This is a genomic window from Corynebacterium casei LMG S-19264 (assembly GCF_000550785.1).
GTDB classification, from domain to species: Bacteria; Actinomycetota; Actinomycetes; order Mycobacteriales; family Mycobacteriaceae; genus Corynebacterium; species Corynebacterium casei.
On sequence record NZ_CP004350.1, the window covers coordinates 2,536,145 to 2,549,583 of the forward strand.

Below are 13,439 nucleotides of genomic sequence, written 5' to 3' on the forward strand. Positions count from 1 at the left end.
CGTAGCCCGACCCCGCTGCTTAATACCAAGTTAAAGGAACTACCGAAGAACACCACGAAAAGGGACTTGACCGGAAGAACTCGACTCCTTCCGTCCGTATCTCCCATCCAGGGAGGAAACGACGCACCACAGTATGCTTATTCAGCTTGGGGTGACGCTTATTCAACCAATTGACGATCCGCCAGAACGCGTAATGGTCAACGTAACTGAATGTCGCTTTCGACACCCCATGCTGGAAATACGCACACCACCCTCTCAACACCGGGTTCACCCGGCGGAGAAGATCGGCCAGCGTCCGATGTTGCGCTCTGCGAGTCAGACCGCGAATACGCTCCTTGATCGAAGCCAGAGACTTCTTCGACGGATACGTATACACCTGAGCCTGACCGCTGGTTCCCCTCTTCATCCGACGCTGGATGCGCCAGCCCAAGAAGTCGAACCCCTCATCAATGTGAGTCACTTTCGTTTTCTCCACCGATAGGCGCAAACCCATCGGCGCGAGCACTTCAGCCACCTCGTGCCACAGTGCCTCCACGTGCTCGACCGAACCGTGGACAAGGACAACGAAGTCATCCGCGTACCGGATCAGCTTCATCACCGGGATGCCCCTACGGCGCAGTTTCGCTCGCGTCCAGCTCGGACCCAGCGACTCCCACTTCTTTTGGAAGTGATCATCAAGCCCAGACAAGGCGATATTGGCCAGAAGTGGTGAAAGTATCCCTCCTTGCGGGGTGCCGGTGTGAGTGTTCCTATTGACACCATCCTCGCTGAGGATGCCTGCCTTGAGGAACCTTCTGACCAGAGCCAGGACCCTTTTGTCCGTGATTCGTTCACGCAAACGCTGAATCAGACCAGTGTGATCGATCTCGTCGAAACACGCAGTGATATCAGCCTCGAAGACCCACTCATAATTCAAAGGCCTCGACGTGAACTTATGAATCTCAGCAATCGCGTCCTGCGCACGCCGACGCGGCCGAAACCCATACGAGGACGGATAGAAGTCCGCCTCGAAGATCGGTTCCAGCACCAACTTCAGCGACGCCTGCACCACTCTGTCGGCCAGCGTTGGAATCCCCAACGAACGAGTCTTCCCATTCGACTTCGGGATCCTGCGCTCACGCACCGGCAAGGGTCGGAACTCACCAGTCTTCACCTGGCGGCGAATCATAGTGAGCACCTCAACGGCCTGACCATGAAGCAGGGACCGGGGTGCGACCCCATCGACTCCAGCAGTCCGACCGCCCTTGTTACCCCGCACTCGATCCCACCCTGCTACGAGGAAGGCCGGATCGTGGACAAGGTTGAACACATCATCGAAGACACGCCCCGGATCGGTGCGCGCCCATTGGTGCAATTTCGTCTGGATCGTAAGTACTCGATGCCATGCCGAAGTAATATCGACTGGCCCCGACACACCCGTATTCACCGGTGTCCCTCCTTTTCATCCCTACTTTCATTGCGGAATCGGCACTGAGTTCCTTCGCCATGTGGTCGGTTTTCCCGACCTCGGACTACTACGGACTCTCCGCCCCCACACCACTGGTATCAGTCGGCGACGGACCTTCCCTGCCGACCACGCATGGAATCCGTGGTCAGCAGGGACCAGCGGCGGGGTTCCCACGTTCACTATTCAACCGATTGACGGGATCGGTACCCAGCTTTACTCCTGCATCCTCGCCATAGCTACGCCGCAGGCTTTCACTATGGCCTCCCGGACCGGCGACATTCTCCGATCCGGAAGTTCCCTCGACTGGCACACCAGCCTCGGTCTGCGATGCAACCCGACCCCGATCCACCAGATTTCGAGTCGGTGGTCTGACTTGAGGAGCGTTCGGACACTGGTTCCTATGCGTGTACCTCTCCGTCGTGTTAGCCGAGCCCGACCCATCTGGCAGTACTGGAATCGTCTCGGCGTTGTCAGGGCTGCTTCCCGCCCTCGCTCCCATCCCGGAGTTCAGGCTGCCCTCAACTTCACCTGGCTGCTGCGACAGCCAGGCGGTGGTGGTCTCTCACCTCCACTCGGTTCAACAGCGCCTCGTGGCGCACAATGTCGGTCAACCAGAGCCGGTTCACGCCATCGGCTGTGAACTTGTGCCGGGTCCGACCGTCCTCGTCGACCACGGCACACAGGTCGTCGTGGACGGGTGGACCGGGCTTCTTTCCATTCTTACCCCGGCCCTTGCCGAAGGCTGAGAACCAGGAGTTGGTCGAACACAACCGCCACGCGGTGCGCACTGCCATGGGATGGCCGGCCGACTCTGCTTCATCGGCGAGGTATCGGTATCCGAACTCGGGATCGTCGCAGTGGGCGTCGAACAGGGCGTTGGCCCGGTACGCTTCGACGATATCGGCTTCAGGGACCGGTGTGGCCAACCACCGGTAGTAGGGCTGGCGCGAGAGCTTCAAGACCCGGCACGACACCGCCACGGGAATACCGTCGACGGCGAGCTCTCTCACGAGCGGGTAGAGCTGTAATGGCCTCTGGCGGGCCTGCGGCCGGCTGGGATGCTGAGCCGTAGCTCGGCCGAGTGACTCCGGGTAGAACCGACTCGTGAACAGTTCGCGATGTCTTCAAAAGGACGTGTCCTCGTCCGAGCCTCGGCTCGGTCTCTCCGCGCAGATGCCTTGATCAGAAGCCTGTCCGTCCCCAGGGGCGTGACTCATTACAGATGTGACTCTGAGCGACCCGGGCCAGCCCACTGATGTGCTGACGACTGGAGGAACTCACCATGGCCACCGTTACTGAACGCTACGAGCACGTCGTAGGGATCGATACCCACGCGCGTACCCACACGTATTGCATCATCGACTCTCGAACGGGATCGACGGTCGATACGCGAGCGTTCCCGACTACTGCCCCCGGGATGCAGCGTGCGGTCTCCTGGATTCGACGAAGGACTCGCGGAACGGCGGTGCTCGCTGCCGTGGAGGGTACTTCCTCGTACGGTGCCGGCATCACCACCGCCCTTCTGACCGAGGGGATCGAGGTCGCCGAGATCCGAGCTCTCTACCGCCGTTCCCGAGCACGAACAGGCAAGTCAGACCCCCTGGATGCAGAAGCAGCCGCTCGAACGGCGCTCTGCACCGACGTTGAGAAGCTCGCTCATCCACGCCGCTCTGGTGACCGCGCGGCGCTCCGCGTGCTGCTGGCGAGCCGGTCACTGACCGATCAGCAGCGCACGGCCAACAAGAACGCGCTCACGGCACTGCTGCGCACCACCGACGTCGGAGTCGATGCGCGCAAACCGCTCACCGACGCGCAGATCTCCACCATCGCGGCCTGGCGGACCGGGCGAGATGAGCCATCACATCGAATCTTCCGTGAGGAGGCACGAAGGCTGGCCAAGGCGATCATCGAGCAGACCCGGTCACTCCAGCAGAACCACCAGGCGCTGTCGGCGCTGACCGAGGCTCTCGCCCCGGGCCTCCAGGGCATCCCGGGGGTCGGCGCGGTCACAGGAGCGATCTTGGTGGCGTCGTACTCACACCACGGACGGGTGCGCTCGGAAGCGGCTTTCGCCGCGCTCGGGGGCATTGCCCCGTTGCCGGCTTCCTCGGGCAACACCAGTCGCCACCGGCTCTCCCGCTCGGGCGACCGGCAACTCAACCGGGCCGTCGACGTCGTCGTTCGCTCGCGGATGAGCTACGACCCTGCCACCTGCAAGTATGTTGAACGCCGGCGCGCGGAAGGGCTATCCAAGCGCGAGATCCGAAGGTGCCTCAAGCGATACGTCTGCCGTTCTCTCTTTCGGGAGCTTCGGACCCGGATGGCTTGACACGGAGGCATAGAAGCGTCCTTTTGACGGCAGATTCGCCTGCGACAGATACGCAGCCGCGCGGCGCAGGACTTCGTTCTCTTGCTCCAATAGGCGAGTCCGCCGCCGCAGCTCCCGCAGTTCAGCGGATTCGTCGGTGGTATTGCCGAGCTTGTTACCAGCATCGATCTCGGCCTGGCGGAGCCATTTCGCGATGGTGCCTTCGTGGACGCCGAAGTCCTTGGCGATCTGTCCGATCGTGGTCTTCTCGTCGCGGTTCAAGGCCACGCGGACGACGTCATCGCGGAACTCTTTCGGGTAGGGCTGGGGCATGGTGTCTATCCTTCCAGGCTTGCCTGTGTACAAGCCAGATCAGATGTCACCAAACCCTGCATCAGTCCCTACCGCGGTACACGGAAGCCGTCGCCGGAGCGGCTCCTGGCACGGCTCTTGCTACAGCGGCATTGTTCCGACGTCTGGCGGGGCGCCGAATAGAGAATCAATCGCGGCCCTCGCCAACTACCGTCTCGGGGCGATCCTTCCGCCTGTTCAGGGGTTCGCGTCAAGCCAGTCGCACGTTGGTGACTGGACTAGTCAAGGCAGGGCGGGTTGAACACCACGAGCCTGAAGCGCGGATGCACGACGACGGTAGCCGACAGTCCAGTGCCTCGGGAAGCCGTCACGCAAGCCTGTCACTGGGGAGCCTGTCACTCGCAGGGTGTGGTTGGCCTCCTCCAGCGGTGATTCGATGGGTTCATTCCCAGTTGTTCCACTGTCCCGTCTGCCAGTCACCAGATCTGCCGCAAGGCAAGTGCGGATTTGTGCTGCCTACACCAATGAAGAGAAACCGATAATGAACACCACCACGATTGAAACGCCACCGTCGAAAGGCCGCGTCGGACGGCGCTCATTTCTGCTGGGCTCGGCGGGAGCAGCTGCCGCCGGGGCGATGATGCCCTTCAACGCCGCGCCCAGTTTCGCCGATGCCAGCGTCTCCAGCGCCCTACCCAGTGGTGGCGGTGTCATTGGCCCCAAGGATCCGCGTTACTTGGACCTCAGGACGGGAAACAATGTGCGCTTCGTAGCGAAGCCTGACTACGTGCACATGATCAACAGTGCCAAGGACGCCAAGAAGGCGGTGCAGTCAGCGGTCGATGCCGGGAAGAAGGTATCCGTTCGCAGTGGAGGGCACTGCTTCGCCGATTTCGTCTGCAACTCTGACATCGAAGTCATTCTCGACGTGTCGACGATGGTCGGGGTGTCTTACGACGAGAAGAAGCGGGCCTTCGCGGTCGAACCGGGTGCGCGCCTCTCGAACGTGTACGAGCAGTTGTTCAAACGCTGGGGCGTGACGATCCCCGGTGGCATCTGCTACAGCGTCGGTGCTGGCGGGCACATCGTCGGCGGCGGATATGGCCTCCTGTCGCGGGCGCACGGCCTGGTCGTCGACCACCTGTATGCGGTGGAAGTCGTCACCGTCGACGCGGACGGGAAGGCGTCCATCCAGGTCGCCACCCGCGGCTCCCGCGGGGCGCTCGGCGATCTGTGGTGGGCGCACACCGGTGGAGGCGGTGGCAACTTCGGCGTCGTCACGAAGTACTGGTTCCGTTCCCCGCACGCGAAGGGCTCCGAGCCGGCCGGCCAGCTGATCGAGGCACCCTCTCGTGTGCTTGTCAATGCGCTCGCGTTCCCGTGGGACCAGGTCGACGAGACTAAGTTCCGCAAGCTCATGGACAACTGGGGTGCCTGGCACGAGGAGTTCAAGGACCCCGGCACCCCGGAATCGCACCTGTCGAGCCTATTCAACCTCAACCACAAGGCCCATGGCAGCCTGGGCATGTTCACCCAGATCGACGCCGACGCGCCCGATGCGACCGGCGTCCTCGAGCGGTTCATCGCCCGCATCACCGACGGCGTGGACATCGAGACTTCGGCGATGACCAAGCCTAACGGGGAGCTGCCGGCCCTGCCTGACTTCCACCAGACCCGGGAGATCTCCTGGATGCAGGCAACTCGCATGGTGGGCACGGACAACCCGACGATCACCAACCCCACCAGCCGGGGCGCGCACAAGTCCGCGTACTTCAAGAAGCGGTTCACCGACGCCCAGCTCGACGTGATGTGGGAGCAGATGACCCGGGAGGACTTCACCAACCCGGACACCATGATGGTGGTCTTCTCCTTCGGCGGCGCGGTCAACGCGGTGAAGAAGGATGCGACGGCGAACGTGCAGCGCGACTCGATCTTCAAGATCTGCCTGCAGACGTTCTGGCCGGACAAAGCAGATCATGACTTCTATCTCGGCTGGGCGCGCGAGACCTTCGAGGCCATGTTCGCCTCCTCCGGTGGCGTCCCGGTGCCCGACGGGCAAGTCGATGGCTGCTACATCAACTACCCGGACACCGACATGGCCGACCCGAAGCGCAACCGCTCTGGCGTGGCCTGGTCCGAGCTCTATTACCAGGGCAACTATCCCCGCCTGCAGCGGGCGAAGAAGTCCTGGGATCCGACGAACTTCTTCACCCACAGCCTCGGCGTGGAACTTCCCGCCTAAGAAGGGTGCCTGACATGACCACTCCTGTCCCCGCGACGACGACGCGACCACCGAAGCTGCCGTCCCTGACCGGGCTGCGATTCTTCGCCGCCCTGCTGGTGTTCGGATTCCACATCACCCTCTCCTCCTCACCGATCCCGCCGAACGACCCGATCAACCTGTTCGCCGACCCCGAGGTCGCGCGCGTGGCCGAGCAGATCTTCCTGGTCACCGGGTACGTGGGAGTGTCGTTCTTCTTCGTCCTCTCCGGGTTCCTCCTGGCGTGGGCGGCGAAGCCCGATGAGAAGCTCACCGCGTTCTGGCGTCGCCGGGTGATGAAGATCTTCCCGAACCACATCGTCATGTGGGTGCTGTCGATGGTGCTGTTCGCCGCCGCGATCACCCCGGCACACGCCTCGGTGCTTAACTTCTTCCTCCTCCACGCCTACTCCCCGGACGGGGCCGTTAACGTGGCCGTCAACCCGCCGTCGTGGACGCTGAGCAGCGAGCTGCTGTTCTACATGCTCTTCCCGTTCTTCATCGTCCTCATCCGCAAGCTCCCGGGTAACCGCCTGTGGGCGTGGGCGGGGCTCATGGTCGTGGGCATGATCGCCATCCAGATCATCAACCTCACCCTCATCCCCGACACCCCGAAGTCGGCGTTGACCCCGGTGTCCTCGTTCCAGTTCTGGTTCGGCTACATCTTCCCGCCCTCGCGCCTGTTCGAGTTCCTGTTGGGATCGATCGTCGCCCGCCTGGTCCTGGAGAAGCGGTGGCCCGCCTTCCGCATGTGGCACGCCCTGCTCCTGGCCGTCGCGGGATATGCGCTGGCAAACGTGGTGCCCTTCGTGTGGACCTTCAACGTCGCCACCATCATCCCGGTGACCGTGCTCATCGCTACCGCCGCCTCCTACGACGCGACCGGACGCAAGAGCTTCCTCCAGTCCAAGCCGATGCAATGGCTCGGCGACACCTCCTTCGGCTTCTACCTCGTCCAAGGCGTCTCGATCTTCTGGGTCCGCCAGATGATGGACAACGCCACCTTCTCCACCTCGGTCGCGCTGTTGTTCATCGCCGGGTTCCTCGCCCTGACCTTGCTGGCCGGCTGGGCGCTCTACGCGCTCGTGGAGAAACCGATGATGGACCGCTTCGCCCGGCCCCGCCGCAAGCCCGCCCTCCCGCGAGTCGCCGTCCAACCGACAGCGCCCACTGCTGCCCCCGCCGTCGCCGAACCGGCCGCGGTGGCCACCGCTGATTCCCGAGTCTGAAGAAGGAGACACATCATGGACCTCAACCTCACCGGCAACGTCGTCATCGTCACCGGAGGCACCAGCGGCATCGGCCTGGCCACCACCGAACTGCTCACCCGGGAGGGCGCGCACGTGGTCGTCCTCGCCCGCGGCACCACCGACGTGGCCCTGCCCAAGGGGGCGGAGCTGTTCAAGACCGATCTGACCGACCCCCACGCTGCCACTGAAGCTGTGGAAGCTGTCCGGGCACGCCATGGGCGTTTGGACGGGCTGGTCAACAATGCGGCCATCCTCATTTCCCAGCCTTCGTTCGCCGACATCGACGACGAGCAGTGGCACCGGATCTTCGAGCTGAACCTCCACGCCGGGATTCGACTCATCAGGGCCGCGCTACCGTTGCTGGCCGCAGCGGAGGGTGGCGGATCGATCGTGCACATCGCCAGCGAAGCCGCGCGGATGCCGGATCCCACGATCGCCGACTACGCGGCAGCGAAAGCGGCTCTGCTCTCGGTGTCGAAGTCCCTGGCCATCGACTACGGCGGGAGGGTGCGCTCGAACGTGATCTCACCCGGCCCCACCCGCACAGCTCTCTTCGATGCCCCGAGAGGGTTCGCTGAGCAGCTCGCGGAGAGGTTCGAGCTTCCCCCAGAGGAGGCCATCGAGCACTTCATCCAGAAGGAGCGGCGCCTGCCCACTGGACGCATCGGCGCACCCACGGACATCGCCGGGCCGGTGACCTATCTGCTCTCGGCGCGGGCAGCCCAGGTCACCGGAGCGGAGTGGTCGATCGACGGTGGAGCTCTGCGCCAGATATGACCACCCCCCTCACGCAGGATCGCCTACGCGCGACGATCAGCCCAACTCGGGTCACCGTGCCTGCCAGCAAAGACGGACCAGCGCTACCGGCGACCATGCACCGGCAGACCGAGAACGGGGCTGCCGGGTGGATCATCTGGGCCCACGGCGGGTCCTGGCACCAAGGGTCGGCCGCCGACTGGCAGCACGCCACCGGTCTGCTCGCGAGCCTGTCAGGCCGGAACGTGCTCTCACTCGACTACCGGCTCGCGCCGACGCATCGGCACCCCGCGGCCGTGCTCGACATGCTCACCGCCATCGGCTGGGTGCGCGAGACCAGCCCGGACAGTTCGATCATCGTCGGCGGCGACAGCGCCGGAGGCACCCTCGCCGCTGTCGCGGCGATCGCCGCCCGCGACCGGGGCGAGAGCCTGCAGGCGCAGATCCTGGCTTACCCGCCAATCGATCCCGAGTGCCGCGCCGTCTCCTACCATGCCGACCCCGGTTCATTCCCGCCGCCCGGGCTGCTAAGGACAGCCTGGCGGTCCTGGCACGGTACGCCGCAGGCTTCGGCGGTGGCCTCCGACGGGACTCGACTCCTGCTCTCCCCGCGCGAGGCCGACTCGCTTGCTGAGGTGGCCCCGGCCGTGCTCGTCGTCGGTGACCACGACCCCGTCCGTGACGACGTCGCCGCCTACGCCGAGCAGCTTCGCGCCGACGGAGTGCCCGTCGACCATCGTGTCCTGCCCGGGATCGGGCACGGCGACGTCCTCCGCCCGGCCAGCGCCGTCATCGGCGCACTCGCCGCGGCACTCACAGATTTCCCCCGAGAATACACACAGCGAAAGGAAGCATCATCATGACCACCGCGACCACGACCCCTGCACCGCTGGAGGCCCTCGTCCGCCACTTCGCCGATCTGCGCGACGGGGACCACTTCGGCGAGGTCACCCGCCAAGGCAAGGAGGCCGCGTTCCAGCGCGCCGTCGAACTCCTCGACACCCCAGCCCGGCAGGTGCTGGAGGAGTTCAACTCCTACCTCCTGCTCGACACCGGACAGATCGACTTCACTGGCCTGCACCGCGATGCCCATGGCGGGCTCCTGGCCTCCTGGCTGCTGAGCTGGCCGGAGCAGAAAGCCGCAGGCCTCGTCCCGATCAGCATCATCGCCATCTACGGCGCCGGATTCCACCACCCGCACCTACGCGGGGCGACCGTGGCCCAATGGCCCCTGAACGTCGCCACCGCCGATCACGCCTGGGAACTGGTTCCCGTGCTGCGATCGATCGCCGGCAGCGACATCGAGGATCTCGTGTTCCAGGTCGGCGGGAACTGGCGCATCGTGCCGGCCACCGCGCAGAACCGGACCGGGGAGCTGATCGCCTCATGACTGGCTCCACCACACCCGTGACGCTGTCGGTCCTCGACCAGTCACCCATCACCGACCATCTCGACCGCACCGAGGCGCTGCAGGAAAGCCTGCGCCTGGCCGAACGGGCCGAACGCGAGGGGTACCGGCGGATCTGGTACGCCGAGCACCACCACTCGATGTCCTTCGCCAGCCCAGCCCCGGAGACCATGACTGCCCTGGCCCTCGAACGCACCACGCGGATCCGGGTGGGCACCGGTGGGATCCTGCTCCCGCTGTACACGCCTCAGAAAGTCGCCGAGACGATGGGGCTGCTCCAGCGGGTCCATGGCGATCGTGTCGATATCGGTATCGGCCGCGCTGCGCTGCACACGAATGACTTCCCCCACAAGGTCGAGACCCTGCTGAGTCGACTCCCTGAGGGGATGCCGCAGACCGTCACAGAGCCCGAGCACCGGGTGTGGGTGCTCGGCGCCGGCGGAACCTCTGCTCCTCTCGCTGCGAGCCTGGGGGCCGGGTACGTGCAGGGGCACTTCCTCAGCCCGTCATCCACGCCTCGAGGCATGCGCGCCTACTGGGACGAGGTCGGGAAGAAGCCGGGGTTCGCCGTTATCGCGGTGCGTGCCGTGACAGCGGATACCGCCGAGAAGGCGCAGCGACTGGCGGCAGCGGCCGCCCTGTGGCGAGCTCGCAAGGACCTCAACTACGACAGCCCGATCCCGAGTCTCGAACACGCAGAACGCGACAAGGAATGGAGCGATGAAGAACGGGCGCGCGCAGTCACCCGGGAAAACGGCTTCATCCACGGCACCCCGGAGCATGTGCGCGACCAGCTCCTCGCGCTTGCCGAGCAGCATCGGGCCAGCGAGATCATGGTCAACACATTGACTAGCGATCCGGCAGACCGTGACGCCTCGTACACCCTGTTGGCGGACGCGTTCGACCAAGCGGCAGTGGGCGTGGCATAGACACGGCCCACCGAACGCGAAACTGCCCCGGAGTCCAAATCAGACTTCGGGGCAGTTCTGTCGTGTCCGCTGGGCAACGCTCGGCGATCACACGATGCCGCAGCGAGCGCGCAGGGAGAGGCAGGACTCAGGCGGAGTTGAGGAGCAGCTGAAGAGCGGAGCGGGCGCTGCTGCCCGGCGTTGCAGAGTGGGTGAGAATGCGCTGCCCGTCGCCCTCAGGCAGGTGCAGCACCTCGTAGTCGACGTCGAGGTCGCCGACCTCAGGGTGGTGCAGCCGCTTAGTGCCGCTGGTGCACAGCTGGACCGTGTGCTGGACCCACAGGCGCGCGAAGTCTTCACTACCGACGTTGAGTTCGCCGACGAGCTCGTGCAGACGCCGATCGTCGGGGAACTGGGCGGCGACATACCGCAGCGAGGCGACCGCGACGGTGGCCTCAGCCTCCCAGTCGCGGTAGAGCTCGCGGGTGTGCGGGTCGAGGAAAAGCATCCGCATCTGGTTGGGACGGTCGTCCTCGCGAGTGGGAGCTTCGAAGTCGAGGTGCCCGGCCAGGAGGAGATGCCCGGCACGGTTCCACGCGAGGATGTCGTTGCGACGACCCAGGAGGACAGCGGGCACCGATTCCATCGCGTGGAGGAGCTGACGGGCACCGGCGTTGGGCCGTTCGGGCCGGTCCACGGCAGGCCGTTTGACCATCCCCGGCCGGGCCAGGGCGAACAGGTGCGCGGTCTCATCGGCATCCAGGCGCAGAGCGCGAGCCAGAGACTCGATGACCGAGTCGGAGGCATTCTGAGACTGACCCTGCTCAAGTCGGGTGTAGTAGGTCACGGAGACACCGGCGAGCTGGGCGAGTTCCTCACGCCGCAGGCCCGCCACGCGGCGGCGCCCGTAGGAGGGGACGCCGACGTCTTCGGGGCTGAGCCGATCCCTGCGCGAGCGCAGGAATTCGCCGAGGTCGTCGGCGCGGGCCTCGTAGGCGGCTGTGGCGCGGGTCACTGTTGTGTAGTCCTCCATGCTTCCATTGTGCCGTGCCTGCGAGTTCCTAGCCTACCCCTGTGAGTGATAGGCAACTCAGGGATCTGGCTACGCCTTTGACCGGCTTCCAATATGGGAGCATGTCCACAAAAACCGAAGCACCAGAAGAAATAGACCGCGGTCAAACTCGGCTTACTGCCCTTCAGCGTTTGGCCCTCGCGGTGTTGTTGACGGCGAACTTCACCCTCGCGGTGGATTTCTCCATCCTGAATGTCGCGCTGCCGCACATCGGCCGCGAACTCGGGTTCCCCACCGAGAGCCTGCAATGGATCGTGACCTCCTTCGCATTGTGCGCGGCTGGTTTCACACTGCTCTTCGGCCGCGTCGCCGACCTGTTCGGGCGGAAGAAGCTCTTCCTCATCGGCATCGTGCTCCTCGGCGTCGCCTCCCTGGCCGGTGGCCTCGCCCAGGACCCGACCCTGCTCATCATCGCTCGCGTCGGCCAGGGCATCGCGACCGCGATGGTCACTCCTGCCGCACTGTCCCTGATGACCACGACCTTCCCCGAAGGACCGGCCCGTAGCCGCGTACTCGGCCTCAACGGCGCGCTCATGGCTGCAGGCTTCACCGCCGGGGCCGTGCTCGGCGGCCTGCTCACCGGCGCGGTGTCCTGGCGCTGGGCGTTCTTCATCAACGTCGTCGTCGCCGTCGCCGTGATCCTCGTTGCTCCGTTCGTGCTGCGCGAGAAGCCGACCGGTAACCGACCCAAGCTCGACGTGCCCGGCGCCATCACGGTCACCCTCGCCCTGGTCGCCCTGGTCTTCGGCATCGACACCGCCGGCCACGCCGACTGGTCCCACCCCGGCGCCTGGGGTCCGATCCTGGCCGCCGCGATCCTGTTCGTGGTCTTCTGGGCCATCGAGCGTAAGGTCGCGGAACCGCTGGTCGAGCTGTCGATGCTGCGTCGCGGAAACGTCGCGTGGGGCAACATCACCGGGCTCCTGGCCTTCGGCACGTTCACGTCTCTCGTGTTCCTACTCACGCTCTACCTGCAGGAAATCCTCGGCCTGGGCGCGATCAGCACCGGAGTGGTCCTGGGCGTGCTCGGCATCGGTACCGTGCTCGGCGGTCTCATCGCCCCCAAGATCATCGGCCGCACCAGCTCCAAGACGGCGATCATCATCGGTCTCGTCGTCCAGGGCGTGATGACGGTGCCACTGTTCTTCGCCACCGAGTCCAGCATCTGGGTGGTGCCGGTCGCAATCCTGTCCTTCATCGGCGGCGTCGCGAACCTGGTCGCCATCGTCGGCTACACCGTCACCTCGACGGCCGCGGTGCCCTCGCACCAGCAGGGCCTGGCCACCGGCCTGGTCACCATGAGCCAGCAGGTCGGCATCACGCTGGGCACCCCGGTGATGTCGGCAATCCTGGCCAGCCAGCTCGCCGCCGGCATGCTGCCTGGCCTGCAGCTGGCCATGGGCGTCAACGGCATCATCGCCCTGGCATCGGCCGTGCTCATCGCGATCGTGCTCCGGCTGCCCAAGCCCGCACGCGTCTGAGCCTCCAAGCACCACCGGACCGTCACCACGGGTCCATCCCATCTGCGCACGGCCTGCGGGCCACCGTGAGAAGCAGTGGCCCGCAGGCCGAGGAAGGAACGAACGAAGCCGGGGTGGGAGCCCTCCAACACGGAGAGCTCCCACCCCGGCTTCGTTGCGTCCGCTTGCGTACCGTGCTGGCCGGGTTGCTGACCTGGTCTCCCTGGGTATCACGCGATTCTGCGTGCACGAGGCGAC

The 13,439-nt window shown here is 65.0% G+C and carries 13 protein-coding genes; 8 read left to right on the plus strand and 5 right to left on the minus strand.

Features of this window, described 5'->3' with window-relative positions; genetic code table 11:
* Positions 1 to 19: 19 nt before the first annotated feature.
* Complete coding sequence (ltrA, locus tag CCASEI_RS11560) at positions 20 to 1,426, minus strand: group II intron reverse transcriptase/maturase (RefSeq protein ID WP_025388068.1); 1,407 nt, start codon at positions 1,424 to 1,426, stop codon at positions 20 to 22.
* Between the two features lie 545 nt (positions 1,427 to 1,971).
* The gene (locus tag CCASEI_RS15295; protein WP_009885406.1) at positions 1,972 to 2,457 is read right to left on the minus strand and encodes a hypothetical protein; all 486 of its coding nucleotides are present in this window, start codon (positions 2,455 to 2,457) and stop codon (positions 1,972 to 1,974) included.
* A 272-nt stretch (positions 2,458 to 2,729) separates the two neighbouring features.
* On the opposite strand from CCASEI_RS15295, the gene CCASEI_RS11570 reads away from it, so the two are divergent.
* Entirely contained in the window at positions 2,730 to 3,776 is a 1,047-nt protein-coding gene (locus CCASEI_RS11570; protein WP_025388069.1) for an IS110 family RNA-guided transposase, read from the plus strand.
* Here CCASEI_RS11570 and CCASEI_RS15330 read toward each other — a convergent pair.
* Together CCASEI_RS15330 and CCASEI_RS15335 are read right to left on the minus strand one after the other, a co-directional pair.
* Positions 3,693 to 4,088 carry a transposase gene (locus CCASEI_RS15330; RefSeq protein WP_009885404.1) on the minus strand — a complete coding sequence of 132 codons (396 nt, stop codon included), beginning with the start codon at positions 4,086 to 4,088 and terminating at the stop codon, positions 3,693 to 3,695. The two genes, CCASEI_RS11570 and CCASEI_RS15330, sit on opposite strands and share 84 nt — an antisense overlap.
* A gap of 495 nt (positions 4,089 to 4,583) precedes the next feature.
* Positions 4,584 to 4,781, minus strand: coding sequence for a hypothetical protein (locus tag CCASEI_RS15335; protein WP_196776658.1), 198 nt, complete (start codon positions 4,779 to 4,781; stop codon positions 4,584 to 4,586).
* Positions 4,782 to 4,803: 22 nt separating this feature from the next.
* Here CCASEI_RS15335 and CCASEI_RS11575 point away from each other — a divergent pair, with 22 nt between their 5' ends.
* From CCASEI_RS11575 to CCASEI_RS11600, 6 genes are read left to right on the plus strand one after another with little or no spacing between them, the layout of a single operon-like run.
* Positions 4,804 to 6,309 (plus strand): FAD-dependent oxidoreductase, encoded by a 1,506-nt coding sequence (locus CCASEI_RS11575; protein WP_196776659.1) that lies wholly within the window; start codon positions 4,804 to 4,806, stop codon positions 6,307 to 6,309.
* Between the two features lie 14 nt (positions 6,310 to 6,323).
* Positions 6,324 to 7,556, plus strand: a complete 1,233-nt coding sequence (locus CCASEI_RS11580) for an acyltransferase family protein (RefSeq protein WP_009885402.1) — start codon at positions 6,324 to 6,326, stop codon at positions 7,554 to 7,556.
* A 15-nt stretch (positions 7,557 to 7,571) separates the two neighbouring features.
* Positions 7,572 to 8,354: an SDR family NAD(P)-dependent oxidoreductase gene (locus CCASEI_RS11585; protein ID WP_009885401.1), complete on the plus strand. Its 783-nt coding sequence runs from the start codon at positions 7,572 to 7,574 to the stop codon at positions 8,352 to 8,354.
* Positions 8,351 to 9,196, plus strand: a complete 846-nt coding sequence (locus CCASEI_RS11590; protein WP_009885400.1) for an alpha/beta hydrolase — start codon at positions 8,351 to 8,353, stop codon at positions 9,194 to 9,196. Before CCASEI_RS11585 ends, CCASEI_RS11590 begins: the two co-directional genes overlap by 4 nt.
* Positions 9,193 to 9,723 (plus strand): hypothetical protein, encoded by a 531-nt coding sequence (locus CCASEI_RS11595; RefSeq protein ID WP_009885399.1) that lies wholly within the window; start codon positions 9,193 to 9,195, stop codon positions 9,721 to 9,723. Before CCASEI_RS11590 ends, CCASEI_RS11595 begins: the two co-directional genes overlap by 4 nt.
* Positions 9,720 to 10,670: an MsnO8 family LLM class oxidoreductase gene (locus tag CCASEI_RS11600; RefSeq protein ID WP_009885398.1), complete on the plus strand. Its 951-nt coding sequence runs from the start codon at positions 9,720 to 9,722 to the stop codon at positions 10,668 to 10,670. The genes CCASEI_RS11595 and CCASEI_RS11600 overlap by 4 nt, the downstream gene beginning before the upstream one ends.
* A 127-nt stretch (positions 10,671 to 10,797) precedes the next feature.
* On the opposite strand, the gene CCASEI_RS11605 is transcribed toward CCASEI_RS11600, so the two are convergent.
* Positions 10,798 to 11,682: a helix-turn-helix transcriptional regulator gene (locus CCASEI_RS11605; RefSeq protein ID WP_009885397.1), complete on the minus strand. Its 885-nt coding sequence runs from the start codon at positions 11,680 to 11,682 to the stop codon at positions 10,798 to 10,800.
* A 101-nt stretch (positions 11,683 to 11,783) separates the two neighbouring features.
* On the opposite strand from CCASEI_RS11605, the gene CCASEI_RS11610 reads away from it, so the two are divergent.
* Positions 11,784 to 13,202 (plus strand): MFS transporter, encoded by a 1,419-nt coding sequence (locus tag CCASEI_RS11610; protein ID WP_025388072.1) that lies wholly within the window; start codon positions 11,784 to 11,786, stop codon positions 13,200 to 13,202.
* The last annotated feature ends 237 nt before the right edge of the window (positions 13,203 to 13,439 follow it).

Coding starts and splice junctions, on each gene's coding strand:
- CCASEI_RS11570 (WP_025388069.1), top strand. CDS start 2,730: ATGGCCACCGTTACTGAACGCTACGAGCACGTCGTAGGGATCGATACC.
- CCASEI_RS15330 (WP_009885404.1), bottom strand. CDS start 4,088: ATGCCCCAGCCCTACCCGAAAGAGTTCCGCGATGACGTCGTCCGCGTG.
- CCASEI_RS15335 (WP_196776658.1), bottom strand. CDS start 4,781: ATGACACCGCCACCACTGGGTAGGGCGCTGGAGACGCTGGCATCGGCG.
- CCASEI_RS11580 (WP_009885402.1), top strand. CDS start 6,324: ATGACCACTCCTGTCCCCGCGACGACGACGCGACCACCGAAGCTGCCG.
- CCASEI_RS11585 (WP_009885401.1), top strand. CDS start 7,572: ATGGACCTCAACCTCACCGGCAACGTCGTCATCGTCACCGGAGGCACC.
- CCASEI_RS11590 (WP_009885400.1), top strand. CDS start 8,351: ATGACCACCCCCCTCACGCAGGATCGCCTACGCGCGACGATCAGCCCA.
- CCASEI_RS11595 (WP_009885399.1), top strand. CDS start 9,193: ATGACCACCGCGACCACGACCCCTGCACCGCTGGAGGCCCTCGTCCGC.
- CCASEI_RS11600 (WP_009885398.1), top strand. CDS start 9,720: ATGACTGGCTCCACCACACCCGTGACGCTGTCGGTCCTCGACCAGTCA.
- CCASEI_RS11605 (WP_009885397.1), bottom strand. CDS start 11,682: ATGGAGGACTACACAACAGTGACCCGCGCCACAGCCGCCTACGAGGCC.
- CCASEI_RS11610 (WP_025388072.1), top strand. CDS start 11,784: ATGTCCACAAAAACCGAAGCACCAGAAGAAATAGACCGCGGTCAAACT.